The sequence below is a fragment of the Leifsonia stereocauli genome, assembly GCF_038432415.1.
GTDB classification, from domain to species: Bacteria; Actinomycetota; Actinomycetes; order Actinomycetales; family Microbacteriaceae; genus Orlajensenia; species Orlajensenia stereocauli.
On the sequence record NZ_JBCAUN010000002.1, the window covers coordinates 770,925 to 796,854 of the forward strand.

The 25,930-nt window shown below is 67.5% G+C and carries 25 protein-coding genes; 18 read left to right on the forward strand and 7 right to left on the reverse strand.

What is annotated here, in order from left to right:
• The first annotated feature begins 48 nt into the window (after window positions 1-48).
• Genes AADV74_RS12480 through AADV74_RS12495 form a run of 4 tightly spaced genes read left to right on the forward strand, consistent with a single transcriptional unit; the run spans window position 49 to window position 2,289 of the window.
• Window positions 49-822: a YbaB/EbfC family nucleoid-associated protein gene (locus AADV74_RS12480; protein ID WP_342114531.1), complete on the forward strand. Its 774-nt coding sequence runs from the start codon at window positions 49-51 to the stop codon at window positions 820-822.
• Window positions 823-827: 5 nt separating this feature from the next.
• A complete protein-coding gene (locus AADV74_RS12485) occupies window positions 828-1,142 on the forward strand; it encodes a hypothetical protein (protein ID WP_342114533.1) in 315 nt (104 codons plus the stop codon).
• The gene (locus tag AADV74_RS12490) at window positions 1,142-1,837 is read left to right on the forward strand and encodes a hypothetical protein (RefSeq protein WP_342114534.1); all 696 of its coding nucleotides are present in this window, start codon (window positions 1,142-1,144) and stop codon (window positions 1,835-1,837) included. The genes AADV74_RS12485 and AADV74_RS12490 overlap by 1 nt, the downstream gene beginning before the upstream one ends.
• A complete protein-coding gene (locus AADV74_RS12495; protein ID WP_342114536.1) occupies window positions 1,834-2,289 on the forward strand; it encodes a hypothetical protein in 456 nt (151 codons plus the stop codon). Before AADV74_RS12490 ends, AADV74_RS12495 begins: the two co-directional genes overlap by 4 nt.
• Here the strand turns inward: AADV74_RS12495 and AADV74_RS12500 are convergent, their stop codons facing one another.
• The 3 genes from AADV74_RS12500 to AADV74_RS12510 all read right to left on the reverse strand — a co-directional run bounded on the left by AADV74_RS12500 (window position 2,290) and on the right by AADV74_RS12510 (window position 5,003).
• Window positions 2,290-2,766, reverse strand: coding sequence for a MarR family winged helix-turn-helix transcriptional regulator (locus AADV74_RS12500; RefSeq protein WP_342114539.1), 477 nt, complete (start codon window positions 2,764-2,766; stop codon window positions 2,290-2,292).
• A 74-nt stretch (window positions 2,767-2,840) separates the two neighbouring features.
• Entirely contained in the window at window positions 2,841-3,284 is a 444-nt protein-coding gene (locus tag AADV74_RS12505) for a MarR family winged helix-turn-helix transcriptional regulator (RefSeq protein WP_342114541.1), read from the reverse strand.
• A gap of 33 nt (window positions 3,285-3,317) precedes the next feature.
• Window positions 3,318-5,003 (reverse strand): MDR family MFS transporter, encoded by a 1,686-nt coding sequence (locus tag AADV74_RS12510; protein ID WP_425287305.1) that lies wholly within the window; start codon window positions 5,001-5,003, stop codon window positions 3,318-3,320.
• 530 nt (window positions 5,004-5,533) lie between these two features.
• On the opposite strand from AADV74_RS12510, the gene rplJ reads away from it, so the two are divergent.
• A complete protein-coding gene (rplJ, locus tag AADV74_RS12515) occupies window positions 5,534-6,049 on the forward strand; it encodes a 50S ribosomal protein L10 (RefSeq protein WP_055824710.1) in 516 nt (171 codons plus the stop codon).
• 48 nt (window positions 6,050-6,097) lie between these two features.
• On the forward strand, window positions 6,098-6,481 hold the full coding sequence (gene rplL, locus AADV74_RS12520; protein WP_056168915.1) for a 50S ribosomal protein L7/L12: 384 nt from the start codon (window positions 6,098-6,100) through the stop codon (window positions 6,479-6,481).
• 52 nt (window positions 6,482-6,533) lie between these two features.
• Here the strand turns inward: rplL and AADV74_RS12525 are convergent, their stop codons facing one another.
• A complete protein-coding gene (locus tag AADV74_RS12525; RefSeq protein WP_342114549.1) occupies window positions 6,534-7,139 on the reverse strand; it encodes a hypothetical protein in 606 nt (201 codons plus the stop codon).
• An 86-nt stretch (window positions 7,140-7,225) separates the two neighbouring features.
• On the opposite strand from AADV74_RS12525, the gene AADV74_RS12530 reads away from it, so the two are divergent.
• Both AADV74_RS12530 and AADV74_RS12535 read left to right on the forward strand, forming a co-directional pair.
• Entirely contained in the window at window positions 7,226-7,753 is a 528-nt protein-coding gene (locus AADV74_RS12530) for a MarR family winged helix-turn-helix transcriptional regulator (protein WP_342114551.1), read from the forward strand.
• Complete coding sequence (locus tag AADV74_RS12535; RefSeq protein WP_342114553.1) at window positions 7,750-9,015, forward strand: MFS transporter; 1,266 nt, start codon at window positions 7,750-7,752, stop codon at window positions 9,013-9,015. Before AADV74_RS12530 ends, AADV74_RS12535 begins: the two co-directional genes overlap by 4 nt.
• 141 nt (window positions 9,016-9,156) lie before the next feature.
• Here the strand turns inward: AADV74_RS12535 and AADV74_RS12540 are convergent, their stop codons facing one another.
• Complete coding sequence (locus AADV74_RS12540) at window positions 9,157-10,188, reverse strand: LacI family DNA-binding transcriptional regulator (protein ID WP_342114555.1); 1,032 nt, start codon at window positions 10,186-10,188, stop codon at window positions 9,157-9,159.
• A gap of 258 nt (window positions 10,189-10,446) precedes the next feature.
• On the opposite strand from AADV74_RS12540, the gene AADV74_RS12545 reads away from it, so the two are divergent.
• The 6 genes from AADV74_RS12545 (at window position 10,447) to AADV74_RS12570 (ending at window position 19,624) form a co-directional block, all read left to right on the forward strand.
• On the forward strand, window positions 10,447-11,793 hold the full coding sequence (locus AADV74_RS12545) for an ABC transporter substrate-binding protein (RefSeq protein ID WP_342114557.1): 1,347 nt from the start codon (window positions 10,447-10,449) through the stop codon (window positions 11,791-11,793).
• A 94-nt stretch (window positions 11,794-11,887) separates the two neighbouring features.
• Window positions 11,888-12,859 carry a carbohydrate ABC transporter permease gene (locus AADV74_RS12550; RefSeq protein ID WP_342114559.1) on the forward strand — a complete coding sequence of 324 codons (972 nt, stop codon included), beginning with the start codon at window positions 11,888-11,890 and terminating at the stop codon, window positions 12,857-12,859.
• Window positions 12,856-13,842 carry a carbohydrate ABC transporter permease gene (locus AADV74_RS12555; protein WP_135120698.1) on the forward strand — a complete coding sequence of 329 codons (987 nt, stop codon included), beginning with the start codon at window positions 12,856-12,858 and terminating at the stop codon, window positions 13,840-13,842. The genes AADV74_RS12550 and AADV74_RS12555 overlap by 4 nt, the downstream gene beginning before the upstream one ends.
• A 146-nt stretch (window positions 13,843-13,988) precedes the next feature.
• Window positions 13,989-15,929, forward strand: coding sequence for an ABC transporter ATP-binding protein (locus tag AADV74_RS12560; RefSeq protein ID WP_425287298.1), 1,941 nt, complete (start codon window positions 13,989-13,991; stop codon window positions 15,927-15,929).
• Window positions 15,930-15,962: 33 nt separating this feature from the next.
• Window positions 15,963-18,200: an adenylate/guanylate cyclase domain-containing protein gene (locus AADV74_RS12565; protein ID WP_342114562.1), complete on the forward strand. Its 2,238-nt coding sequence runs from the start codon at window positions 15,963-15,965 to the stop codon at window positions 18,198-18,200.
• The gene (locus AADV74_RS12570) at window positions 18,185-19,624 is read left to right on the forward strand and encodes a mechanosensitive ion channel domain-containing protein (RefSeq protein WP_342114564.1); all 1,440 of its coding nucleotides are present in this window, start codon (window positions 18,185-18,187) and stop codon (window positions 19,622-19,624) included. The genes AADV74_RS12565 and AADV74_RS12570 overlap by 16 nt, the downstream gene beginning before the upstream one ends.
• Window positions 19,625-19,631: 7 nt before the next feature.
• Here the strand turns inward: AADV74_RS12570 and AADV74_RS12575 are convergent, their stop codons facing one another.
• Entirely contained in the window at window positions 19,632-20,417 is a 786-nt protein-coding gene (locus AADV74_RS12575) for a DUF305 domain-containing protein (protein ID WP_342114566.1), read from the reverse strand.
• Window positions 20,398-21,117, reverse strand: coding sequence for a thioredoxin-like domain-containing protein (locus tag AADV74_RS12580; protein ID WP_342114568.1), 720 nt, complete (start codon window positions 21,115-21,117; stop codon window positions 20,398-20,400). The genes AADV74_RS12575 and AADV74_RS12580 overlap by 20 nt, the downstream gene beginning before the upstream one ends.
• A 336-nt stretch (window positions 21,118-21,453) precedes the next feature.
• On the opposite strand from AADV74_RS12580, the gene AADV74_RS12585 reads away from it, so the two are divergent.
• The 4 genes from AADV74_RS12585 (at window position 21,454) to AADV74_RS12600 (ending at window position 25,927) form a co-directional block, all read left to right on the forward strand.
• Window positions 21,454-22,815, forward strand: coding sequence for a cystathionine beta-synthase (locus tag AADV74_RS12585; RefSeq protein WP_342114570.1), 1,362 nt, complete (start codon window positions 21,454-21,456; stop codon window positions 22,813-22,815).
• A 9-nt stretch (window positions 22,816-22,824) separates the two neighbouring features.
• On the forward strand, window positions 22,825-23,979 hold the full coding sequence (locus AADV74_RS12590) for a cystathionine gamma-synthase (protein ID WP_342114572.1): 1,155 nt from the start codon (window positions 22,825-22,827) through the stop codon (window positions 23,977-23,979).
• A 133-nt stretch (window positions 23,980-24,112) separates the two neighbouring features.
• Window positions 24,113-24,511: a nuclear transport factor 2 family protein gene (locus AADV74_RS12595; protein ID WP_342114574.1), complete on the forward strand. Its 399-nt coding sequence runs from the start codon at window positions 24,113-24,115 to the stop codon at window positions 24,509-24,511.
• 111 nt (window positions 24,512-24,622) lie between these two features.
• A complete protein-coding gene (locus tag AADV74_RS12600) occupies window positions 24,623-25,927 on the forward strand; it encodes an APC family permease (protein WP_342114576.1) in 1,305 nt (434 codons plus the stop codon).
• The last annotated feature ends 3 nt before the right edge of the window (window positions 25,928-25,930 follow it).

Genomic DNA, 25,930 nt, shown 5'->3' on the forward strand with positions numbered 1-25,930 from the left:
CCCGGCTGTGAAAGGATGACGGAGGCTGAGGGGGCGTCAGCTTCTCGGGTGAGGGCTCCCGTCGGCCGTCCGTTGCCGCTCGATGAGGAGACCATGAACGACGCCGACCACATTCTCGACTTCCGCGACGAACTCGAACGCGACGCGGCTGTCTACTCCGCGATTCCGACGGTGTCCGCGGCATCCGACACCTCAGGATCGGTGAGAGTCGCATTCGATTCCGACACGCGCGTGCTCTCGGTGGTGGTCGGTGATCGCTGGAAGTCCGCCCACCGTCCGGACGAGCTCGGGGCGGTCATCGTCGACCTCGTCGTGCAGCTCGCGGCCGAACGTGCACGCCAGTGGGGCGAGACCGTCGCCGAGGACGAGACCGTGCAGACAGTCACTCCGCTCCCTCCCAGGAACGAGACCCCGGCGGCGCACGTGCAGGCGGCCCTCGCGGACGCCGGCGACTCGCTCGACGCGACCGCCGTCCTCGCTCAGATGATGACGATGCTCGAAGAGGTCAACGCGGGCATGGACACCGCGATGCAGATCATCTCGGCACGCCTGAGCGCGACTCACTCCGCCGCCAGTGCGCAGGGTCGGGTGCGCGCGACTGTCGACGGATCGGGTGGGGTCACCGCTCTCGTGCTCGACGAGGAGTGGCTCGGCACGGAGCCGGCCGACAGCATCACCCGCGCGATCAATCAGGCCATCGCCTCCGCCGCCTCCTCCGCGACGGTGCCGGAGAACCCCCTGGCCGGAACTCCGCTCGAACGGTACGCCGCCGTGGTCGACGATCCGTCGGCACTCGCCAGGATCCTCATGGGAAAGGACTGACCATCATGGCCGATCACATCGCTGTGGCATATGACGCCCTCACGAAGGACGCCGGGAGGTGGGACGGCGTGGCCGACGGACTCGACCGGATCTCCACCAGCGTCGCCACCCTCGACCTCGGTCGGGGCGAGTTCTCCTTCGCCGGAATCGACGTCGCCGACGAATACGCACGCATTCGCACCGCCGTCCTCCGATTGCTCGCCGACGGCGCCACCCAGACCCGCGGTGCCGCGACGGCCCTGCGCGAGATCCGCGAGGACTTCGAGGGCACGGATGCCGCCATCCAGGCTTCGCTCGCCGAGATGTGGGAGGTCAACTGATGGATCCGGCACAGGAAGTCCGCGAGATGATCGGCAAGCTGCAGGACAAGGTCGAGGAGCTCACCCGCATCGTGAACTCCACGCTCTCCAAGGTCCCGGGCTTCCTCGACTGGATCGTCGACAAGCTGATCGACGGGTGGAACGCCCTGATGGAGAAGCTCGGCGAGTTCTGGGACTGGTTCACCGACAAGCTGAGCTACGTCGGCAACCCGTTCGGGCTGTTCGGGGCGTCGACCGCCTGGCGTGAAGACGTCGGCGGAGTGTCGAAGAATCTCGTTCGCGACATCGACGACAGCGATCTGCTCGTCGACGACCGCTGGAAGGGAGACGGTGCCGACCAGTACCGGCAATCCCTGGCTCCCCAGCGCGAGGCGCTCGGTTCGCTCGGCGCCGACTTCGCAGCGAGCATCGCCAGTGCGTTGACGATCCTCGCGGGCGGGATCATCGCCTTCTGGACCTGCGTCGTCGGAGCGATCATCGCGGTGATCGTCGGATTCGCCACGGCGACCGGCGCAGCTGTGACGGTGTTCGGGCTGCCGCTCGCGCCGCCGGCGGCCCTCGGAGGGCTGGCGGCCGGCGTCGCCGCCCTCGCCGGAGGCACGGCAGTGCTCTACGGGGTCGCGGCCCTCTCGCGCAGCACCCTGGGCGGGGCCGCGTCAGGGGTGCAGTCCTGGCCGCAGTTCGTCACCGAATGAGCGCGCGCGTCTGGAGTTCCGAGCCGGCCAAGCTCGCGAAGCGACGCGGCATCGCCTGCATGGTCGGCTTCGCGGTGCTCCTCATCGTCGTCGCGGGCACAGCGCCGCTGTGGGGGATGTCACCCACCTTCGCCGTCCTGGGCATCGTGACGCTGGTCATCGCGGTGCTCTGGTTCGTGGTCGGTGCCATCGCCTTCAGCATCTCGCGCCGCTATCCCGCGGTTCGGCACCTCGGCGGACCGAACGACCTCGTCACCATCCTGGGGATCGTCGTCGGTGCTGCCGGCGTCGTGCTCGAGATCGTGAGCCTGATCGGGCAGCCGGCGGAGTACGTCGTCTCCGGGGTGGTGCTGGCCGTGATGATCGCCGTGTTCGCGGGATCGGTGCTCATCCTGAGCGCTGCGAATCGCACGGCCATTCGCAGCGAGGCGGCGACGGGGCCGCGAGGGTAGTCAGATGGTCAGTCGCCCCAGCAGCTCGGCGAACTTGCGGATGTCGTCTTCAGGCCAGGTGCGCAGCAGCTCGTAGAACTTGGCCTGGTTGGTGCGGCGGATCGCGGTGACCTTCTCGACGGCGAGCGGGGTGGCCACCAGCACCCGAGCGCGCCCGTCGCTCGCATCGGCCGTGCTCTCGACGAGGCCGAGCTGCTCCATGAGGCGCACCTGGCGGCTGATCACGCTCTTGTCGGTGTGCAGTTGCTCTGCAAGGACCCCGGCGTGCGCCGGACCCTGTCGCACGAGGTGCCCGAGGATCTTGTAACCGGCAGGCTGCAGTTCCGGGTGCACGCTCGCGGCGTAGTCACGCCAGTTCGAGCGCACCCTGTTGAAGAGAGCACTGAGCTGCCCCTCGACATCGGCGATCGCCTCATCGGCCGCGGTGTCCGCTGCGGTATCGGGCTCGTCGGTCGGCGGCTCGTGGTCGTCGCTCATGGGCGCAATCCTATTCAGATCGGCATCATCGCCGGTCATGGTGGGGGTGGGGGAGTAGAGGATCCCGGGTCCGCTCACGCTCCGAGCCGGCCGATCATCTCGGCGAAGCGGCCGAGATCCTCGCGCGGCCACCGTCGCAGCTGCTCGCGGAACACCTCGGTGTTGTTCGATCGGGCTCGCTCGACGCGGCTGCGGGCATCCGTCGTCGCAGCCAGGATGCGCACCCGGCCGTCATCGGGGTCCGCGTGCGATTCGACCAGTCCGTTGTCCTGCAGCCACCGCACCTGGCGGCTCATCACGCTCTTGTCGGTGAAGAGCAGCTCGGCCAGTGCACCGCTGGTGGTCGGCCCGAGGTGCACCAACGTCGACAGGATCTTGTAGCCGGCGGGCTGCAGTTCGGGGTGCACGCAGGCGGCGAAATCGCGCCAGGTCGCACCGGCACGCGTGAACAGCACGGCCATCGCCGCCTCGACGTCCACGATGGCGGAGTCTCTGGGGGTGATGGCCGTACTGGTCATGATGCGTGCGTCAGTGCGATCGTGCGTTGCCGACTACGGGCGGGTGTCGACGGATGCCGTCGATCCCGTGCGCGTTCCGACGGGGTGAGCCTCCCCGACGGCGGGCAGGCCGGCGGTCGCGGCAGCAGCCTCGATGAGCGAGTCCTCGGCGTTCTCGATCTCGCGCTCTCGCGCGGTCTCGGCGTCGACGGCGGTGCCGCCCTTCTTCGCGAGGTCGATCGCGTTCATGGTGCCGAGCTTGTTGTTCGGCAGGAACGCGACCGCGATCAGGGTGATGATCGCGAGCGGAACGGCGAGAAGGAAGATCGATCCGACGGCGGAACCGTACGACGACTCGACCAGCACGCGGATGGCGTCCGGCAGCTCGTCGACGTGGGGGATGACGCCGCTGCCGAGGGTCTTCGCAGCCTCCAGCTGGTTCTCGGGGGAGAGATCCGTGATGCCGTCCTTGATGCTGTCGGCGACGAGGGTGCCCATGATCGACCCGAGGATCGAGACGCCCATGGTGCCGCCGAGGCTGCGGAAGAAGGTCACGGCGCTGGTGGCCACCCCGAGGTTCTTGACCTCGGTGGTGTTCTGCACGACGAGCGTGAGGTTCTGCATGACCATGCCGACGCCGGAGCCAAGGATGAACATCGAGATGCCCACGAACCAGAAGTTCGTGTCGTAGTGGATCGTGCTGAGCAGCGAGAGGCCGACGACGGCGAGGGCAGAGCCCGTCACCATGATGGCCTTCCACTTGCCAGTGCGGCTGACGACGTTTCCGAAGAACGCCGAGGCCAGCAGAAGGCCGCCCATCATGGGGATGGTGAGCAGGCCGGACTGGGTCGGGGTCGCGCCCCGGGCGAGCTGCATGTACTGGCTGAGGAACACCGAGGTGCCGAACATGGCCACACCGATCGAGATGCTCGCGATGACCGAGAGCGTGAAGGTGCGGTTCTTGAACAGCTGGAGCGGGATGATCGGCTCCTTCACCTTGAACTCGGTGATGACGGCTGCGATCAGGAGCGCAGCTGCGCCGGCCACCATGGCGAAGGAGGTCGCGGATGCCCACTCGAACTGCGAGCCGGCCAGGCTGACCCAGATGAGGAGGAGCGAGACGCCACCGGCGATGAAGACGGCACCGAGGTAGTCGATCCTGACCGCACGCTTGACGATCTTGGGCAGGTGCAGGGTCATCTGCAGCAGGATGATCGCGATGATGGCGATGGGCAGCGCGAGGAAGAAGTTCCAGCGCCAGCCGAAGGCGTCCGTCACGACACCACCGAGCAGCGGGCCACCGACCATGCCGACGGCCATCACGCCACCGAAGAGACCGGCGTACTTGCCGCGCTCACGCGGGCTGATGATGTCGGCCATGATGATCTGGCTGAGCGCTCCGAGTCCACCGGCGCCGAGGCCCTGCATGACACGGAAGACGATGAGCGTCGAGGTGTCCTGCGAGAAGCCGGCGAAGGCCGAGCCGAGAACGAAGATGACCAGAGCGATCTGGATGAGCAGCTTGCGGCTGAACAGGTCGGCCAGCTTGCCCCAGATCGGCGTCGAGACCGTGGTCGCGAGCAGGGTGGCGGTGACGACCCAGGTGAAGGACGACTGGTCGCCCTTGAGGTCGGAGATGATGAGCGGCAGCGACGAGCTGACGACGGTCGACGCCAGGATCGACACGAACATGCCGAGGATGAGGCCGGAGAGGGCCTCGAGAACCTGGCGGTGCGACATGCCGTTCTCGGCCGTGGGGGACTGCGCGGATGATGCCGGTTCGACGGCGGATTCCGCTGCGCGGGTGCGCGATGAGCGTGACAAGAGGACTCCTGATTTTGATTGACTGTGGTCAACTATAACTATCTAGATGACTTTGGTCAACTATTGCTCTCGGTCAACTATTCCTCACCCCGCTCACTGAGGCCCGGACGAAGTCCGTGGCCGAAGCGCCCCCGGGTGCGCTTCAGGCGATCGCTTCGCTCGGCCTTCAGCGAGCGGCCGTGGCCCGATTTCACTTTGCCCACGGCATCCGTTACTGTGTATGAAGCCAAAGACCGCCGGTTATCGGTGTGCGTAGAGATACGGATGCTGATCGAAGGCTTGCGAAAGCAAGAACCTGCGCAGGTGTATCGAACTTTTTCGGGTCTCCCGATCTCAAAGCTCCGTGCGCCAAGCGCCGGAGCTTTTCTTGTTTCATCAGCCAGGTGGCAGGTCGAGGCGCACACCGCTCCCGTGGTGTGCGACGAAAGACATCAGAGGAGTACGCCATGGCGAACAAGGAAGCCACGGTCGCCGAGCTCACGGAAGCATTCCAGAGCTCGACCGCCGTTCTGCTGACCGAGTACCGCGGCCTCACTGTTGCGAAGCTCAAGGAGCTGCGCACCAACATCCGTGAGGACGCCACGTACGCCGTGGTGAAGAACACGCTCACCAAGATCGCGGCGAACAACGCCGGCATCACGTCGTTCGACGACGAGCTCGCCGGTCCGTCCGCTATCGCATTCGTGCACGGCGACCCCGTCGCCGTCGCGAAGGCGCTGCGTGCCTTCACCAAGGCAAACCCTCTCCTCGTGGTCAAGGGCGGCTATTTCGATGGCAAGCCGCTGACCGCTGAAGAGGTGGGCAAGCTCGCCGACCTCGAGTCCCGTGAGGTGCTGCTTGCGAAGCTCGCAGGCGCCTTCAAGGCCTCGCTGTTCGGTGCCGCATATCTGTTCAACGCCCCGCTGTCGAAGGCCGTTCGCACGGTCGACGCGCTGCGTGAGAAGCAGGAGTCCGCTGCGTAGGTCTGTCCTACGACGCGGTGAGTTACTAAGAAACCAAGGAGAAAAATCATGGCAAAGCTGTCAACTGAAGAGCTGCTCGAGCAGTTCAAGGGCCTCACCCTCATCGAGCTCTCCGAGTTCGTCAAGGCATTCGAGGAGACCTTCGAGGTCACCGCCGCTGCTCCGGTCGCTGCCGCTGCCGCTGCCGGCCCCGCCGCCGCTGCTGAAGAGGTCGAGGAGAAGGACTCCTTCGACGTCGTCCTCGAGGCCGCTGGTGAGAAGAAGATCCAGGTCATCAAGGTCGTCCGCGAGCTCACCTCGCTCGGCCTCGGCGAGGCCAAGGCTGTCGTCGATGGCGCCCCCAAGGCTGTCATCGAGGGCGCGAACAAGGAGACCGCCGAGAAGGCCAAGGCTGCTCTCGAAGAGGCCGGCGCCACCGTCACCCTCAAGTAATCCGGGCCCTTCGGGGCACCAGATCTTGGCGTGAAGCAACGCTGAAAGGGCGTCACCCTCCGGGGTGGCGCCCTTTTCCGTCGTCCGGCGTCTGTTGGCCGGCGATGAGGAAGCCCCTCGGCTGGTTCACCCTCTGCAATCCGAATGTCGTTGAGATGAGGCGAGCGGATTCCTCCGGCGAGCTGTGCTCGGTGTCGATGACCAGCTCTGCGGGCGGGACCGAGACCTCACCGCTCTCCGTCGCCCGGATGGCGCGGAGCGTGTCGACGCTGGAGAGCTTGTTGAAGCGGCGGCGGTCGGGATTGTCGATCCGGAGTTCCTGCTCTGCTGGGGAGACAGCCAGGGCGACGAAGTCGACGCGCCCGCCTGCTGCCGTGACGGCGGACACCGCGTCGCCGACGAAGGTCGCCGAAACCGTCGGCTCCGGGGTGAAGGTGAAGATCAGCGATCGATCCGCCTTGGCCGCCGCTGTGAAGGTCTGGAGCCAGAACGACTCGCGCAGAGCACAGAACTCGGGGGAGCCGAACGGGAACACCTCGAGCAGGGTGTCGACGACCAGGTGATTGTGGAAGACCGCGAACCCGGTGAGCTCCGCCAGCGCCGTCGCCGTCGTCAGCTTTCCGGCCGCCGCCGGACCGTGGAGGAAGACGAGATCCATGCTGAATGCTCCCATCGCTGAGGCATCCGTGGCTCAGAATATAGCCCGGCTATGAATATGCATAGCTGTGCTATATAGTTGGTCCCATGCCAGAAACCGTCGTTCTCGACGCCTCGCGCGCCACCACCATCAGCCAGATCCTCGTCGAGGTCGTCAGTGCCTCGAACCGCCTCACCCGCGTCGCCGCCCGGCGAACCGGCAACACGGAGTCGCCTGCCCTGCTCCGCACCCTCAGCACGCTCATCGCATCGGGTCCGATGCGCATCGGAGAACTCGCCGTCGAGAGCCGGGTCGCCCAGCCCACCATGACCAAGCTCGTGCGCACGCTCGGCGAACGAGAGTGGGTGCGCCGCATCGCAGACACCGCCGACGCCCGCGCCTGGCAGATCGCCATCACGAAGAAGGGCGAACGCGCCTTGGATGAGTGGCGCGACAGCATGGGGGCTGCGCTCCTCCCCGTCTTCGCCGACCTGAGCGACGACGAGGCCGACGTGCTCGCCCGAGCCGCGGCGATCCTGCACGCCCGCATCGCCGGCGAGATCGGCACCGCGGCATCCGTCACCGACACCGCCGCCACCGCGTCGAGCGTCGTCGAAGAGGGTGCGGCACGATGAGCCACGGCACCACCTCAGCCTCAACGAGCGGCTCGTCCATCCTCAAGCAGCCGAAGGCCGTGTGGGCCGTCGCGTTCGCCTGCGTCGTCGCCTTCATGGGCATCGGCCTGGTCGACCCCATCCTCCCCGCCATCGCGGCCGACCTGCAGGCCAGCCCCACCGAGACCGAGTTCCTGTTCACCAGCTACCTCGTGATCACAGGTATCGCGATGTTCTTCACGAGCTGGGTGTCGAGCCGCATCGGCGCCAAGAAGACCCTGCTCATCGGACTGGCCGTCATCGTCGTGTTCGCAGCGGCCGCAGGACTCTCGGGCGACGTCGAGTCGATCATCGGCTTCCGGGCCGGCTGGGGACTCGGCAACGCGCTGTTCATCTCCACCGCCCTGGCGACCATCGTGGGAGCGGCATCCGGAGGCACGTCGTCCGCCATCATCCTGTACGAGGCCGCCCTCGGACTCGGCCTGGCCATCGGACCTCTCGTCGGCGGGGTGCTCGGAAGCTGGAGCTGGCGGGGCCCGTTCTTCGGCACTGCGGTGCTCATGGCCATCGGCTTCATCGCCATCTCGACGCTGCTGCGCTCGTCGGCGGGTGACGAGAAGCCCGTGCCCACGGCGTTCTCGGCGCCTTTCCGCGCGCTCGGCCGACCCGCGCTCGCGATCCTCGCCGCCACCGCCGTGTTCTACAACTTCGGTTTCTTCGTGCTGCTGGCCTACACGCCGTTCGCACTCGTGCCGCTCGGCGTCTCGAGCGCCATCTCCCTCGGCTTCGTGTTCTTCGGCTGGGGACTCGCGGTGGCAGTCTCCTCGGTCTGGCTCGCCCCGATGCTCACGGCACGGATGCGGCGCACCCGCGTGATCTGGACGATCCTGCCCCTGCTCGCCATCGACCTCGTCGCGATCGCCCTGCTCATCCACTCCGTCGCCGGCATCATCGTGTTCGTCGTCATCGGCGGCCTCCTGCTCGGCATCATGAACACCGTGCTCACCGAGAGCGTGATGGAGGCGACCGACCTGCCCCGCTCGGTGGCGTCGAGCGCCTACTCGGGCGTGCGCTTCCTCGGCGGCGCCGTCGCGCCTCCCGTCGCCTCGCTGCTGGCCGCGAACATTTCCGAGCCGGCTCCATTCATCGCCGGCGCCATCGCCTTCGTCGTGGCGACGCTCATCGTGATCGCCGGACGCAAGGCCCTCGCGACCTCAGACGGGACGGCCGAGCTCGACGAGGCAGAGCAGGCCGAGGCCGTGCTCGTGGGCGACGCGGCGTAACGCCCGCCCCCCGCGCCGACGCTCACGCTCGCGCCGAGACCGCAGCCAGCGCGAGTCCCCTCCATGGAGACCGGTGCTCCTGCGGGTGTGCCACGCTGCGCACCCGCAGGAACTCCGGTCCCGACGTGTCAGGCCTTGCTCTCAGCGGCCGCCGATGGGTACCGGCACGGCGGCCGTCGTCGAGGAGCGCACGACGAGCCGCGACGGCAGGATGGTCTCGCCGCCGGCCTGCTCTGCGGCATCCGTCTCGAGCAGTCTCAGAACGGATGCCACGGCCAGACGTCCCTGCTCCCGAGGCGCCTGCACCACGGTGGTCAGGCCGAACATCGCGGCGTACTCGTGATCGTCGATGCCCGTGATCGAGAGGTCGCGCGGCACCTCGACCCCGAGGCGCTGCGCCGCCAGGATCGTGCCGAACGCCACTTCGTCGCAGGCGGCGAAGATGGCCGTCGGCCGGTGACGGGGATCCCCGAGCACCTGGAGCGCCACGGCGTAGCCGCCGGGCATGCTGAGCTCGGTCGGCCAGAACGAGTCCGCCGTCGGCAGCCCGGCGGCCTCCATGGCCAGCTCGAAGCCGCGCAGCCGCTTGCCGTGCACCGAGAAGTCCATCTGCTGGGCCTGATTGCCGCCGATGTGCGCGATGCGGGTGTGTCCGAGGCTGAGCAGGTGCTCGGTCGCCAGCCTCGATGCCGCTACGTCATCGATCGCAATGGTGCTGGCGTGGGCGATCGGGCCGCCGATGCCGACCACCGGCTTGCCTGTGCGCTGCAGGCGCTCGACCTCGTCGACCGACAGCTCGACGCCGACGGCGATGACCGCGTCGACCCGCTTCCTGGCGAGGAAGAACTCGAAGATCTGGCTGCGCTGGGCGACCTCGCTGGTCACGTTGTAGAGCGTGAGGTCGTACCCGGCGGCGAGCAGTTCGCGCTCGATGCCCTCGAGCACCTCCCCGAAGAACCAGCGGTTGACGAACGGGATGATCACGCCGATGTTCTTCGTGCGTCCCGTGACGAGGCTCGCGGCATTGGGGGAGGCGATGTAGCCGAGCTCGGATGCGGCGCCCTGCACGCGCAGGCGGGTGTCGTCGGCGACGTAACCCCGCCCACTGAGCGCGCGCGACGCCGTGGCCTTCGATACCCCGGCCAGGCGTGCCACATCGGCGATGGCGCTCATATGCCTCACTTCCTCGGTCGGCATGACTGGAGCCGATCATAGCGCCGAGGCCCCTTTTGTGGAACCGATCTCAGGCGCTTTCTCGATGCAAAGGAATGGCGCGTGCAAACGCTCTCTCGCCCATTTCGCGCGCATCCGTCGAAGGTGACCGATTCGTGATGCCACCACCTTGTGTCCCGGGCGGGCGAGGCGCTACCGTGGCGTCTGGAACCGGTTCCCCAGTTCTCCCTGCACACATACTCAATGAGGAGATGAGAAATGAGACTCACGCGGCAACGCCGTCTGTTGATTCCCATGGCCGCAGCAGCCGTCGTCGGACTGGCTCTCACCGGATGCACCGGTGACGAAGCCGCCGGCGACAAGGCCGACACCGATTGCGCCCCCTACGAGAGCTACGGAAGTTTCGATTCCGGCACCGAGGTCAGCGTCTACGGCACCATCAGCGACACCGAAGCAGACCTGCTGAACGAGTCGTGGAAGGACTTCGAGACGTGCACCGGCATCGACGTGAAGTACGAGCCGAGCAAGGAATTCGAGACGCAGATCAACGTTCGCGCCCAGGGTGGAAACCCGCCCGACATCGCGATCTTCCCCCAGCCCGGACTGTTCGCGGCCCAGGTCGACGGCGGTTACATCAAGAAGCCCGCCCAAGCCGTCGTGGACAACGCGAAGAAGTTCTGGTCCGAGGACTGGCAGAAGTACGGCACCGTCGAGGACGAGATCTGGGGCGCGCCGCTGATGGCCAGCGTCAAGGGCTACGTCTGGTACTCGCCCTCGACCTTCGAGGAGAACGGCTGGGAGGTGCCCACCACTCTCGACGAGCTGGCCACCCTCACCGCCGACATCCAGAAGTCCGGTGCCGTCGACAAGCCCTGGTGCGTCGGTTTCGCATCGGGTGACGCGACCGGATGGCCGGGCACCGACTGGGTGGAGGACTTCGTGCTCCGCGAGCAGGGTCCCGACGTCTACGACCAGTGGGTCACGAACGAAGTCAAGTTCACCGACCCGAAGATCCAGGGCGCATTCGACTCGGTGGGTGACTTCATCCGCAACCCCGACTACGTGAACGGCGGCCTCGGCGGCGTCGACTCGATCGCGACGACGGAGTTCGGCGACGCGGGTCTCCCGATCCTCGACGGCACCTGTGCTCTGCACCACCAGGCCACGTTCTACGAGGGCTTCTGGCCCAAGGGAACCACGGTCGCTGAGGATGGCGACGTCTGGGCCTTCCTGCTTCCGGGCACCGAAGCCGGAGCCAACGCCGTCACCGGTGGTGGCGAGATCGTGGGCAAGTACCGCGATGCCGAGGAGGTCGACGCTCTGCAGACCTACCTGTCGACCGACACGTGGGCCAACAACCGCGTCAAGCTCGGTGGCGTGATCAGCGCCAACAACGGTCTCGACCCCGAGAACGCCTCGAGCGAACTGCTCAAGACGGCCGTCGCGACGCTGCAGGACCCGGCGACCACCTTCCGGTTCGACGCGTCCGACCTCATGCCGGGCGCCGTGGGCGCAGGCTCGTTCTGGAAGGGCATGGTCGACTGGATCGGTGGCAAGTCCACCGCTGACACGACCAAATTCATCCAGGACAGCTGGCCGCAGTAGTCCTCCGGACGACTGCTGGAATAACATCTGAGTCAGTGGGGCCGCGCGGGCAGCCGCGCGGCCCCACTGCAACCTCAACGTAGAGGAGACCCGAATGACGACTGCCGATCTCATCGGAAAGATCCTTCAGCTGGTCGGTGGTGTCGCGATCTTCGCGGCCGTCGTCGGGCTGATCCTGTTCTTCATCGACAAAGCACCCAAACGCGGCCGTGACGTGCTCCAGCTCATCGCGTTCCTGGCCCCCGCGATCATCCTGCTCGGCATCGGCCTCGTCTATCCGGCCATCCGCACGGGCATCGCCGCCTTCGCCGACAAGTCGGGCCAGTTCATCGGACTCGACAACTTCGTGTGGATGTTCACCCAGCCCGAAGCTCTCATCACTCTGCGCAACACCATCATCTGGGTGATCCTGGTGCCGACCATCTCGACCGTGATCGGCCTCGCCTATGCCAACTTCATCGACCGCTCGCGCGGCGAGAAGATATACAAGTCGCTCATCTTCATGCCGTTCGCCATCTCGTTCGTGGGGGCCGGCATCATCTGGAAGTTCGTCTACGAGTACCGTCCGGAGGGACGGGACCAGATCGGACTGCTCAACCAGATCATGGTCTGGCTCGGCCAGGAGCCGGTTCTCTGGCTGCAGACGGCTCCGATGAACACCATCCTGCTCATCATCGTGATGATCTGGGTGCAGACGGGATTCGCTGTCGTGGTGCTCTCGGCATCCATCAAGGGGATCCCGGCCGAACAGCTGGAAGCGGCTGAGCTCGACGGCACCAACGGCTGGCAGCGGTTCACGAATGTCGTGCTCCCCGGCATCCGTGGTGCACTCGTGGTCGTCGTCACCACGATCTCCATCGCCACCCTCAAGGTGTTCGACATCGTGCGCACCATGACCGGCGGAAACTTCGAGACCAGCGTCGTCGCCAATGAGATGTACACGCAGGCATTCCGCGCGCTCGAACCCGGTCGTGGCTCGGCACTCGCCCTCATCCTGTTCGTGCTCGTGCTGCCCATCGTGGTCTACAACGTTCGCGTCCTCCGCAAGCAGAAGGAGATCCGATGACCTACACACCGGTCGAGATTCCCCTCGACGACGAGACCAAGAAGGAGTTCCAGCGCGGCTTCAATGCCGACGGCACCAAGGCGGCACGCGTCAAGAAGCGGCTCACGTCGCGTACGGCAACGATCGTCTCGCTCATCATCGCCGTCATCTGGATCATCCCCACCTTCGGCCTGTTCATCTCCTCATTCCGTCCCGAGGAGTTGATCAAGACCACCGGCTGGTGGACGATCTTCCAGAACCCCGGGTTCACGCTCGACAACTACAAGGAGGTGCTGTTCTCCTCGTCGTCCTCGTCGCCGCAGCTCGGCGCCTACTTCGTCAACTCGCTCGCGATCACCATCCCCGTCGTGGTCTTCGCGACTGTTCTCGCGGCGATGGCTGCCTACGCCCTGGCGTGGATCCCGTTCAAGGGCGCCGGCTGGATCTTCATCGTGATCTTCGCCCTGCAGATCGTGCCGCTGCAGATGGCGCTCATCCCGCTGCTGCAGATGTTCACAACGTGGATTCTCCCGATCCAGCGCTTCGTGCACGACATCATCCCGATCATCCCCGAGCAGTCGTACGTGCAGGTGTGGATCGCGCACACGATCTTCGGCCTGCCGCTGGCGATCTTCCTGCTGCACAACTTCATCTCGGAGATCCCCGGGGAGCTCATCGAGGCAGCGCGCGTCGACGGGGCGAACCACGGCCAGATCTTCCTGCGCATCATCCTGCCGCTGTCGGTGCCGATCCTCGCGTCGTTCGCGATCTTCCAGTTCCTGTGGGTCTGGAACGACCTGCTGGTGGCCCTCGTGTTCTCGGGAGGAACTCCGGATGTCGCTCCGCTGACACAACGATTGGCCGAGCTCACGGGTAATCGAGGTCAGGAGTGGCAGCGCCTCACCGCTGCCGCGTTCATCTCGCTCATCGTGCCGCTCATAGTGTTCTTCAGCCTGCAGCGCTACTTCGTGCGGGGCCTGCTGGCGGGCTCGACCAAGGGGTAGCCGCAGCACCCTCCTTCCCAGATGCAGCATGAGAGCCGACTCGAGCCCCCACGGGAGCCGAGTCGGCTCTCATCCTGCATATGGGCGTCAGCTTCAAGCGGCACAGGGACGCCGGATGCCGCCGCTCACGCACCTAGGCTGAATTCATGAGCATGGGCAGCGGGATGAGAGGCGGCCCGAAGCGTGCCACTCTCGGTGAGGGTGGCGGTTCGGCGAGCAGCGCCCCACGACACGGTCCAGTCGACATTCAGGCTCAGAAGGCAGCGAACGCCGATGCGCCCCGCATCCCGCACCTCGGGCGACGGATCATGGAGCTGTTCGCCCCTCACCGCGCAGCTCTCACGCTCACCGTCGTTCTGGTCATCGTCACGGCCGGCCTGGCCGTCATTCCGCCGTTGCTCACCCAGCGCGCCTTCGACGACGGCCTGTTCCCGCCGAGCGGCGGCCCGAACCTGCCCGTGCTCGGCACCATCGTGGCCGCGATGATCGCCGTGTTCATCGTCAGCGCCCTGCTCGGGGTCTGGCAGGCGTACCTCACCGCCACCGTCGGCAACAAGGTGATGGGCGCCCTGCGGGTGCGCCTGTTCACGCACCTGCAGAGGATGGAGCTCGGCTTCTTCACGCGCACGAAGACCGGCGTCATCCAGTCCCGCCTGCAGAACGACGTCGGCGGGGTCGCGGGAGTTCTCACCAACACGGTGTCGAGCGTGCTCGGCAACACCGTGACGGTCATCTCGGCATTCGTCGCCATGCTCATCCTCGACTGGCGGCTCACGATCGTGGCCGTGGTGCTGATGCCGTTCATGGTGATCGCCCAGCGCCGCGTCGGGCAGGTGCGCGCGCGCATCGCGGGCCAGACCCAGGAGTCGCTCTCCGAGATGACCGCCATCACGCAGGAGACGCTGAGCGTCTCGGGCATCCTGCTGTCGAAGGCCTTCGCCAGGCAGCAGACCGAGATCGGCCGGTACTCCGACGAGAACACCAACCAGATCAGCCTGCAGGTGCGCCAGGCCATGAGCGGCCAGTGGTTCTTCGCCCTCGTCAGCATCTTCCTCTCCAGCGTTCCGGCCATCGTCTACCTCCTGGCCGGCTACCTCGCGGTCGGCGGCACCGAGACGATCACCGCCGGAACCATCGTCGCCTTCACCACCGTGCAGGCCCGCCTGCTCTTCCCGCTCATCGGCCTCATGCGGGTCGCCCTCGACCTGCAGACCTCCGGCGCCCTGTTCGCCCGCATCTTCGAGTACCTCGACCTGCGGCCGGCGATCACCGACGCTCCCGACGCCCGGCCGGTTCCCGAGGGCGAGTCGCTCGGGAAGGTGGAGTTCGACCACGTCTCCTTCTTCTATCCGGATGCCGCAGGAGAGGCGCATCCGACCCTCGACGATGTCTCCTTCACGATCGAACGCGGCCAGTTCGCGGCCTTCGTCGGGCCGAGCGGCGCCGGCAAGACCACGGTGTCCTACCTGGTGCCCCGTCTCTACGAGGTGAGTGGGGGAGCCGTGCGCTTCTCCGGGGTCGACGTGCGCGAGCTCGAGCAGACCTCGCTCGTCGACCACATCGGCATCGTGAGCCAGGAGACCTACCTCTTCCACGCGACCATCGCGGAGAACCTGCGCTACGCCAAGCCCGAGGCGACGGATGCCGAGCTCGAAGCCGCTGCCCGCGCCGCGAACATCCACGCCACCATCGCGAGCTTCCCCGACGGGTACGCGACAGTCGTCGGCGAGCGGGGCTATCGCCTCTCGGGAGGAGAGAAGCAGCGGGTCGCGATCGCGCGGGTGCTGCTCAAGGACCCCGAGGTCCTCGTGCTCGACGAGGCGACGAGCGCTCTCGACACCATCTCGGAGCGCGTGGTGCAGTCAGCCATCGACGATGCCGCCCGCGGCCGCACGACCATCGCCATCGCGCACAGGCTATCGACGGTCATCGACGCCGACGTCATCTTCGTGGTCGTGGCCGGCCGCATCGTCGAGAGCGGGACCCACCCCGAGTTGCTCTCCGCCGGCGGCACGTACGCCGAGCTCTACTCGCAGCAGGTGGCGGCGCCGGTGGACACTGGACAAAGTCGAGACCTCCTCAACTAGAGTTGCCTTCTGGCGTGACATGGGGGAGCAGCCGTGGCAGATCTCGACGATCCGACGGCGAAAGGCGCCGCTCCGACGGCGCCAGCGCCCAGCACTCCGCCTGAACCGGCGCAGCCGAGCCCGTCCACGACACGGACCGTGCAGCCGCGCGTCCCGCGCGTCCGGCGAGGCCGCAGGCTCTCGGGTTTCAGCATCCAATCGAAGCTGCTCGTGATGCTGCTCGGCGTGAGCCTCCTGTCGTCGATCGTCGTGGGGGCCATCGGCTTCGCCAACGGCCAGGACTCGCTCCGAGCTGCCGCGTTCGACCAGCTCACCACCATCAGGGAACTGCGCACCGAGGAGATCCAGCGCGAGTTCTCATCGATCCAGCGGGGGGTGATGCTGGACTCGCGCAACGAGAGCGCGGTGCAGGCGGCGTCGGCGTTCATCGACGCCTTCGCCGAGCTCCAGGACAGCGCCATCACCCCGGCCCAGGACGCGGCCCTCCTGGACTTCTACTCGACGGAGTTCGTGCCGGCGCTCGAGAAGAGGTCTGGCGCGGACTACTCGGCGGAGTCCTTCGTCCCGGCCAGCGCGGCCGGGCGGTACCTGCAGTCGGAGTACGTCATCGGCAGGCCCTACGACGACTACGAGACCGGCCTGCGGCTGACGGATGCCGGAGACGGCAGCGACTGGTCGGCGGCCAACGCGCGGTACGGCTCCTACTTCTCCGGACTCGTCGACGATCTCGGCTACGAGGACATGCTCATCATCGACCGCTCGGGCAGCGTCGTGTACTCGGCGTACAAGAGCGTCGACCTGGGCGTCGACCTCTCTGCCGAGCCCTATACGAACTCCGCGTTGACCGGCGCCTATCAGGAGGCCCTGCGCAGCGGATCCCTCAACGTCGTCAGCACGACGGACTTCGAGCGCTACCTGCCATCGTTGAACGTGCCGACGGCGTGGGTGGTCTCGCCCATCGGCACCGCGACGGACGTCGTCGGCACGCTGGCGGTGCAGGTGCCGATCACCCAGATCAACGACGTCATGTCGGGTGACGAGCAATGGGCCGAGCAGGGACTCGGGCAGACCGGCGAGGTCTACCTCGCCGGCGAGGACCGCTTGATGCGCAGCTCCTCCCGCCTCCTGGTCGAGCATCCCGATTCGTACAAGAAGGCCGTCGTCGAGAACGGAACGGCACCGGGAGTGGCCGACAGGATCGTCGAGGTGAACGGCGCGGTGCTGCTGCAGCCGGTCGACGTGCCCGGAGTGCAACGCGCCCTCCGTGGCGAGACCGGCACAGCTGTGACGCGCGACTACACCGACTCCGACAGTCTCGTCGCCTATGCGCCGTTGGAGATCGAGGGCCTCAATTGGGTGATCGTCGCCCACATCGACGGGGCCGAGGCGTTCGCACCAGTGAGCGAGTTCACCCGCAACATCGTCATCTCGACCCTGGCCATCCTGCTGTTGGTGAGCGTTCTCTCGCTGCTGCTCGCGCAGGTGTTCACCCGCCCGATCAAGCAGCTGCTCGATGCAGTCCGGCGCATCGCCGGAGGTGATCTCGCGGTGCAGGTCCCGCACGGCTCGCGCGATGAGTTCGGCGACCTCGGCTCGGCATTCAACGACATGAGTTCGAGCCTGCGGGTCAAGCAGGAGCTCATCGAGGAACAGCAGAAGGAGAATGAGAAGCTGCTGCACACTCTGATGCCGGAATCCGTCGCCCGCCGGTACAAGGAGGGGCAGGAGACCATCGCCGAGGACCATCAGGACGTGTCGGTGGTCTACGCCGAACTCGTCGGGTTCGACGACTACACCGCGTCGCTGTCGAGCGAGGATGAGATCGCAGCGCTCAACGAGCTCGTTCGTGGTTTCGACGAGGCGGCCGTCCGCACGGGGGTCGAGAAGGTGCGCACCCTGCGCGGCGGATACCTGGCCAGCTCCGGCCTCATAGTTCCACGCGTCGACAACGCTCGCCGGGCAGTCGAGTTCGCCCGAGAGATGCGCCTGGTGATCGAGCGGTTCAACGCCCGCTACGACGTCGCCATCGCTCTTCGAGCAGGCGTCGACACCGGAACGGTCACGAGTGGCCTGGTGGGGCGGTCCAGTCTCGCGTACGACCTGTGGGGTGATGCGGTGAATCTCGCCCATCGCGTGCGCAGCGTCGCGGGCGGCCCGGGCATCTTCGTGAGCCAGGCCGTGCGCGATCGCCTTCAGGATTCCGAACGCATCGTCGAGGCCGGCACCATCGAGACGGCATCCGGAACCCAGACAGTGTGGGTGGTGGACTGATCGTGGGCGACGTGGTGCAGGGCGGGTGGGTCGTCTGGGCGATTGCGCTCGCCATCGGCGTTCCCGTTGCTCTGGTCATCTGCACCGAGATCCTGGCGGCCCTCACCCGGCGGGGCAGTCCCGCGGCGAAGCCCGTACGACTGCTGCGCAACTGGGTGATCCCCGTCGGCGGCCTGTTCGCCCTCCTCATCTTCGCCTTCCAGTCCCCTGCGGACCAGGTGTGGGCGCGCGTGGTGGCGACGGTGCTCGGATTCCTGCTCATCCTCCTCGTGCTCAGCGCCTTCAACGTCGCCCTGTTCGCGAACGCACGGAAGGGAACGTGGCGGGAGCGGATCCCCTCGATCTTCGTCGACCTGGCCCGGCTCGCCCTCATCGTCATCGGGCTCGCCATCCTGTTCCAGTGGGTCTGGGGTGCCGACGTCGGCGGCCTGATCGCTGCACTCGGCGTCACCTCCATCGTCATCGGCCTCGCCTTGCAGAACGCCGTCGGTGGCGTCATCTCCGGACTCCTGCTGTTGTTCGAGCAGCCGTTCAAGATCGGCGACTGGCTGGACACCGGCAGCGCGCGCGGCCGGGTCGTCGAGGTCAATTGGCGCGCCGTGCACATCGAGACGGGGGAGGGCATCCTCGTGGTGCCGAACGCGGCACTGGCGAGTTCGTCGTTCCGCAATCTGAGTGAACCCGCAGGAGCATTCCACGCCTCCGCCACGACGACGTTCGCCACCGACGACCCTCCGCACGAGGTCATCGACCTCCTCGTCGAGGTCGCATCGGGGCTGCCTATGCTCGACGCGAGCGAGAAGCCGACAGCGCGGTACCTCGGCGCGGCGAAGTACGCGGTCGACATCCCCGTCACGGTGCCGTCGGTCGCCGAGGACGCGGTCGCACTCTTCCTCGCCTGGCTCTGGTACGCGGCTCGGCGGCGCGGGCTGGCGCTCGACAACGACGCGACCGATCCGATCGCCGCTCCGGAACGGCTGGAGGCGGCCATCGAACGCGTGGCGCCGACCCTCCAGCTCAGCGAGCAGGCGCGACTCGAGCTGCGGGAGAGTTGCAGGCTCGAGCGCTACGGCACCGGTGAGGTCGTGCAGGTGCCGGGTCGCGTTCCCGGCGCCATGCGCTTCGTCGTCGAGGGTCGTCTCCGCCTCAGCGTGATCGCCGACAAGGGGCTCGTCGGGTTCGCCACCATCGACGCGGGAGACTACGTCGGCCAGACTGCCCTCACCCGTGAGCCGTCCTTCGTGCATGCGATGGCGCTCGACGTCACGACGCTGCTCGTGATGCCGCTGTCGGTGATCGACGACATCGTGCGGTCCCGGCCGATCGTGGCGCGCGAGATCGGCCAGGCCATCGAGAACAAGCGGCAGGCGGCGTCGGCTGCGCTCGCGACGGCCGGCATCGTCCGGGGCACTGTCGGCGGCTGAGATCGGGTCAGGAACGCTCGGCGAGCATCCCCTGCATCAGCTCGATCTCCGCGGTCTGGCTGGCGACGACCCCGCTGGCGAACGTCGTCACGACGGCGTTCGAGCTGCGGTCGAGCAGCGACTCTGCCATCTCGAGCGCGCCGCGATGGTGGGCGATCATGAGGGTGAGGAACAGGCGCTCGGCCTCGACCCCCTCTAGGCCCTTCAGCTCGGTGAGCTGGGCGTCCGTGGCCATGCCCGGCATGAGTCCGCCGGGGGTGTGGGCGGCGGTCGCGTCGGTGCCGGTTCCCGTGCCGTGGCCGTGGTCGGCTCCGGATGCTCCGGGCCGGGTCATCCACATCATCGACGGCTCGCTCCCGGCCTGGCTGAGTCCCCATTCGTTCAGCCAGCCGTAGAGCTGGCCGGACTGCTGCGCCTGCGTGGTCGCGATGTCGTAGGCGAGCAGGCGCACGTCGGCGTCATCCGTCGCGTCACGCACGATCATCGCCATCTCGACGCCCTGCACGTGGTGGGCCTGCATGTCGCGGGCGAAGCCGGCCTCGGCGCTGGTGTCCGTCGGGGTCGGATCGCCGAGGGTGGAGATGCGCCCGAAGGAGTACGCGAGCAGCGCCGTCACGACGATCGCCACGATGGCGACGACGATCACGGCGACGCGTCCGCCTCGGCCCGCCCGGCCGGCGTCGGGGACCTCGGCGCCGTCAGCATCGGCTGCGAGGCCCTCGATGGAGTCGCCCCCGATGGAGTCGCCCCCGATGGAGCCGGCCTCGATGGCGCTAGACCTTGCCCGGGGCATCGAAGGCTCCCGTGCAGAGGGCGCCGGGCTCCGGAACGTTCTGGCTCTTCCAGTACTCCTCGAGGAAGGCGGAGATGCGCTCGTCATCCACCGACTCGACGGCCAACTGCACGTTCCAGCCGCTGAGCACCACGGGGCTGGGCAGCCCATCGAAGGGCGAGAGCACGATGTAGCTGCTGGGCAGCTCGGACTTCAGCTCACTCAGGTCGGCATCCGGCAACGAAGGGTCGTAGGTGACCCAGATCGCTCCGTGCTCAAGGGAATGCACGGCATTCTCACTCGGGACGGGCTCGGTGTAGACGCCGCAGTTGAGCCAAGCGGGGTTGTGCGATCCGCCGGCCGGGGGTGTCTGCGGGTAGTCGACGACGCCCTCCACGTGCTGCGACTCGTTGTCGAAGGTCTCGACGCCATCGATCTCGGCGCCGGTTCCACCGGCGGTGTACTCCTTGGGCTGCGGCGTGAGCACGATCGAGACCACGACGACTGCCACGACGGCGACGGCGGCCACGATGGCCGAGGCGATGCCGATGCGGCGGTTGCGCTTGGACCTGGCCTCCTTGCGGCGGAACTCCTCGAGCTTGGCGGCGCGGTCGTCGGCGCGCTTCTGCTTGATCGACCTCTGCTTCGCAGCGGCCTTGGCGGCGGGCGGAACCGGTGGTACAGGCGGAACGGGCGGGACAGGCGGAGTGCTGGGGGTCACGGAACAATACGAACGCATCAACCGCTGCCGCCGCTGCGATCAGCCGCCTCTCACAGTCCATTCCCAGCCGGCGTGACCCGTGTCCACGTCGAAGCGCGGGCGAACGGCCCACACGCCGTCGCGCTGCAGTTCCTGCGACGCGCGCCCGTCTTTTCGGCCGCGTCGTGAAGAAACGGCCGCGCGGGCGACGGATTCGCCCGTCCCGCGGCATCCGTCACCGGATAGAGTGGAGCCGTGAACATCTCCCGCTCGTGTTGTCGTCGCTGATCACCACCCCAGCGACCATTTCCCTGTGCCTGCGCACTGAAGCGCAGCACGACCGTTAGGACAACACGGATGCATTACGCAGAGACCATCGTCGACCTCGTCGGCAACACCCCGCTCGTCAAGCTCAACAGGGTCACCGACGGCATCGCCGCCACGGTGCTCGTGAAGCTCGAGTACCTGAACCCCGGCGGCTCAGCCAAGGACCGCATCGCGACCCGCATCATCGACGCGGCCGAGCGCGAGGGCAAGCTGAAGCCCGGCGGCACCATCGTGGAGCCGACCTCCGGCAACACCGGCGTCGGCCTCGCGCTCGTCGCCCAGCAGCGCGGCTACCGCTGCGTCTTCGTACTGCCGGACAAGGTCGGCGAGGACAAGCGCAACGTGCTCACCGCCTATGGAGCCGAGGTCGTCGTGACGCCGACGTCCGTGCCGCCCGACCACCCCGAGTCGTACTACAGCGTCTCCGACCGGCTGGTCAGCGAGATCCCCGGTGCCTTCAAGCCCGACCAGTACTCGAACCCCAACGGTCCGCTCAGCCACTACGAGACCACGGGGCCCGAGATCTGGCGCGACACCGACGGGCTGGTCACGCATTTCGTCGCCGGCGTGGGCACCGGCGGCACCATCACCGGAACCGGTCGATTCCTGCGCGAGCAGTCCGACACCGTGCGCATCATCGGCGCCGACCCCGAGGGGTCCGTGTACTCCGGTGGCACCGGACGCCCGTACCTCGTCGAGGGCGTCGGCGAGGACTTCTGGCCGACTGCCTACGACCCGAGCGTTCCCCACGAGATCATCGCGGTGACGGATGCCGAGGCCTTCGCCATGACGCGTCGGCTCGCGCTCGAGGAGGGAATCCTCGTGGGCGGGTCGAGCGGCATGGCCGTGGTCGCGGCGCTTCAGGTCGCGAAGGACCTGCCGGCGGATGCCGTCGTCGTCGTGCTGCTTCCCGATGGAGGCCGCGGCTACCTCGCCAAGATCTTCAACGACAAGTGGCTGCGCTCCTACGGCTTCAGCAACGCGCCGACCGGTCACACGATCGCCAACCTGCTGGCCACGAAGGCCGGGCGCACCGAGCCCCTCGTGTTCACGCATCCGGATGACACCATCCGCGACGCCATCGACCGCATGACCGAGACCGGCGTCTCGCAGTTGCTCGTGCTGAACGCCGAGCCGCCCGTCGTGCTCGGCGAGGTCTCGGGCGCCATCCACGACGAGGAGCTCATGGAGCTGGTCTTCGCCGGCAAGGTGAAGCTCACCGACAAGGTCTCCTCGGTGATCGGCGCGCCGCTGCAGCTCATCGGCGTGAACGAGCCCGTCGCCGCGGCGCGTGCGGCGTTCGCCACCCAGCCCGCGCTGCTCGTGACCGACGGCGGCAAGGTGCTCGGCGTCGTCACCCGCTCCGACCTGCTCAGCTACCTCGGCGCCTAGGAGAACAGCATGACCACCTCAGACCGCTTCGCCACCCGCGCCATCCACGCCGGCCAGGAGTTCGACCCCACTACCGGGGCCGTCATCCCGCCGATCTACCAGACCTCCACCTTCGTGCAGGAGAGCATCGGCAGCCTCCGCGGCGGCTACGAGTACGCCCGATCCGGCAACCCGACGCGCACGGCTCTCGAGACCCTGCTCGCCGCGCTCGAGGGCGGAAAGCACGGCCTCTCGTTCGCCTCGGGCCTCGCCGCTGAAGACGCCCTGCTGCGCGCTGTGCTCCAGCCCGGCGACCACGTGGTGCTGGGCAACGACGTCTACGGCGGAACCTACCGCCTGATCAACCGCGTGCATGGGGCCTGGGGCATCCGGAACACCCCGGTCGACCTAGCGGACCTCGATGCCGTTCGGGCGGCGGTGTCGACCGAAGCCACCCGCATCCTCTGGATCGAGACCCCGTCCAACCCGCTTATGAAGATCAGTGACGTGGCCGCCCTCGTCGAGATCGGCCACGCGGCCGGCGCCCTCGTCGTGGTGGACAACACCTTCGCGTCGCCCGCGCTGCAGCAGCCGATGAGCCTCGGCGCCGACGTGATCGTGCACTCCACCACCAAGTACCTCGGCGGTCACTCCGACGTGATCGGCGGCGGCCTCGTCATCAACGACGACGAGCTGCACGACAAGGTCAAGTTCCTGCAGTTCGCAGCAGGTGCTGTGTCGGCGCCGATGGACGCGTTCCTCACCATCCGCGGCATCAAGACCCTCGACGTGCGCATGGAGCGCCACTCCGCCAACGCCCAGGCCATCGCCGAGGCGCTCGTCGGTCACCCGGCGCTCGAGGCCGTCTACTACCCCGGACTTCCGTCGCACCCCGGCCACGAATTGGCCGCGCGTCAGATGTCGGGCTTCGGCGGCATGCTCTCCATCGCCGTCGTGGGGGGCGCGGATGCCGCTCGCCGCTTCGCCGAGTCGCTCGAGGTGTTCCAGCTGGCCGAGTCGCTGGGGGGCGTCGAGTCGCTGGTGAACTACCCCTCGGCCATGACGCACGCGTCGGTGAAGGGCACCGAGCTCGAGGTGCCCGAGAACGTGGTGCGCCTCTCGGTCGGCATCGAGGACGTCGACGACCTGGTCGCCGACGTGCTGCAGGCGCTCGACGCCAGCTGAGGCTCGCTTCTCCCGCTCGCGCCCCGCTCGCTGAGGGCCCGACGAAGTCGGCGTTCGAAGCGCATCGACATCCACGCTTCGGCCGCGGGCTTCGCCCGGGCCTCAGCGAGCGGCGGGGTGTAGAACAGTACGCATGAGCGAACCGATCAACGACTGGATGGACGCCTACCTGCGCGCGTGGGACTCGAACGAGTCCGACGACATCCGTGCCCTCTTCACCGACGACGCCGAGTACTACACGCTGCCCGGCCGTCCGGCCAAGGCCGGCATCGATGCGATCCTGGCCTGGTGGGAAGACGCGCGCGACGAACCGGGCGACTACACCTTCCGCTGGGAGCCCGTCTCCGTCACGCCGAATCGCGCCGTCATCCAGGGCTACACCGACTACCGCGAGCGCGAGGGGTACCACAACCTCTGGATCATCGACTTCGCGCCCGATGGTCGGGCCAGCCGCTTCACCGAGTGGTGGGTCGAGGTTCCGGCTGACGGTTCAGGGCCGAAGGGCGCGACCCTACCGCCGTCCGAGGGCTGAGGGCGGGCGATGGCCCGTCTAGTGACAGCCGCCCCCCTGATGGCAGGATTTCGACGAACATCGTCTTTCCTGCCAGCGTGACGACGAGCATCCGTCGGGCATAGTGGACGGGTGACCAGCACCGTGAGCAGCACAGTCGAGACCGGGCAGAGCGTCGAGCCGGCCGTGCACCAGGGCTCCCTCGGGCTGGCTCGAGGCACTGCGCTCTACATCGCCGCGGTGCTCGGCACCGGGATCCTGGTGCTGCCCGGGCTCGCGGCATCCGTCGCCGGACCGGCCTCGATCATCGCTGTGGCCGTAGTGTTCCTGCTGTCGATCCCGCTGGCAGGCACCTTCGCGGCCCTCGCCTCGCGCTACCCGGACCCCGGCGGCGTCGCCAGCTACGCGCGCCGAGCCCTCGGTGACGTCTGGGCCCGCATGGCCGGGTACTGGTTCTACTTCGGCGTCTGCGTCGGGGCCCCCGTCGTCGGCGTGCTGGGGGCCGAGTACGTCGTCGCCGTGCTCGGGGTCGACCATGCCGCCGTCGCCTGGGTGGGCATCGCCATCTTCGTGCCTCCCTTCGTCATCAACTTCTTCGGAGTGCGCGTCTCGGGCGCACTGCAGTTGGTGCTCACCGCCCTGCTCCTGGTCGTCGTGGTCGGCGTGGTGGCCGTGAGCTTTCCGCAGTCGGATGCCGCGAACTTCCAGCCGTTCCTCCCGCACGGCATCGCCGGCGTCGGCACGGCGATCAGCCTGTTCCTCTGGGCCTTCGCCGGCTGGGAGGTGGGCACCCACATCGCTGGCGAGTTCCGGAACCCCCGCCGCGTCATCCCGATCGCCACGGCGATAGCGGTCGTCGTGGTGGGAGCCGCCTACCTCGCGCTGCAGCTCGTCACCGTGGCCGTGCTCGGCGACGCCGCGGGCACCAGCGCGACGCCCCTCCTCGACCTCGTCGCCGACGGTGCGCCGGGCTACGGACCGTTCCTCGTCGCCGTCATCGCGGCCGTCGTCGTGGCCGGTGTCGTGAACGCCTATCTCGGCGCTTTCGGAAAGCTGGGCGCATCGCTCGGCCGCGACGGCGACCTGCCGCGCTGGCTGGCGCGAGGCGTCGAGGACGGCGGCATCCCGCGGCGCAGTCTCTCTGTCGTCGCACTCCTCATCAGCGTCTACTACGCGCTCATGGCGGCGAGCGGCTTCGAGCTCACGCCCTTCATCCTCGTGCACACCAGCAGCATGGCCGCCATCTACGCCATCGGCATGGTCGCCGCCGTACGCCTGCTCGCCACCTGGAGCCTCGGCTGGTGGATGGCCGTGGTCTCGACGGTGTTGACGGCCGGACTTCTGGTGCTCGCCGGCCCGAACCTCATCATCCCGGCGGTGCTCGCTGTCGCAGCCGTCATCGTCGGCCTCTTCAAACGCAGAACGAAACGAGAGTGAGAC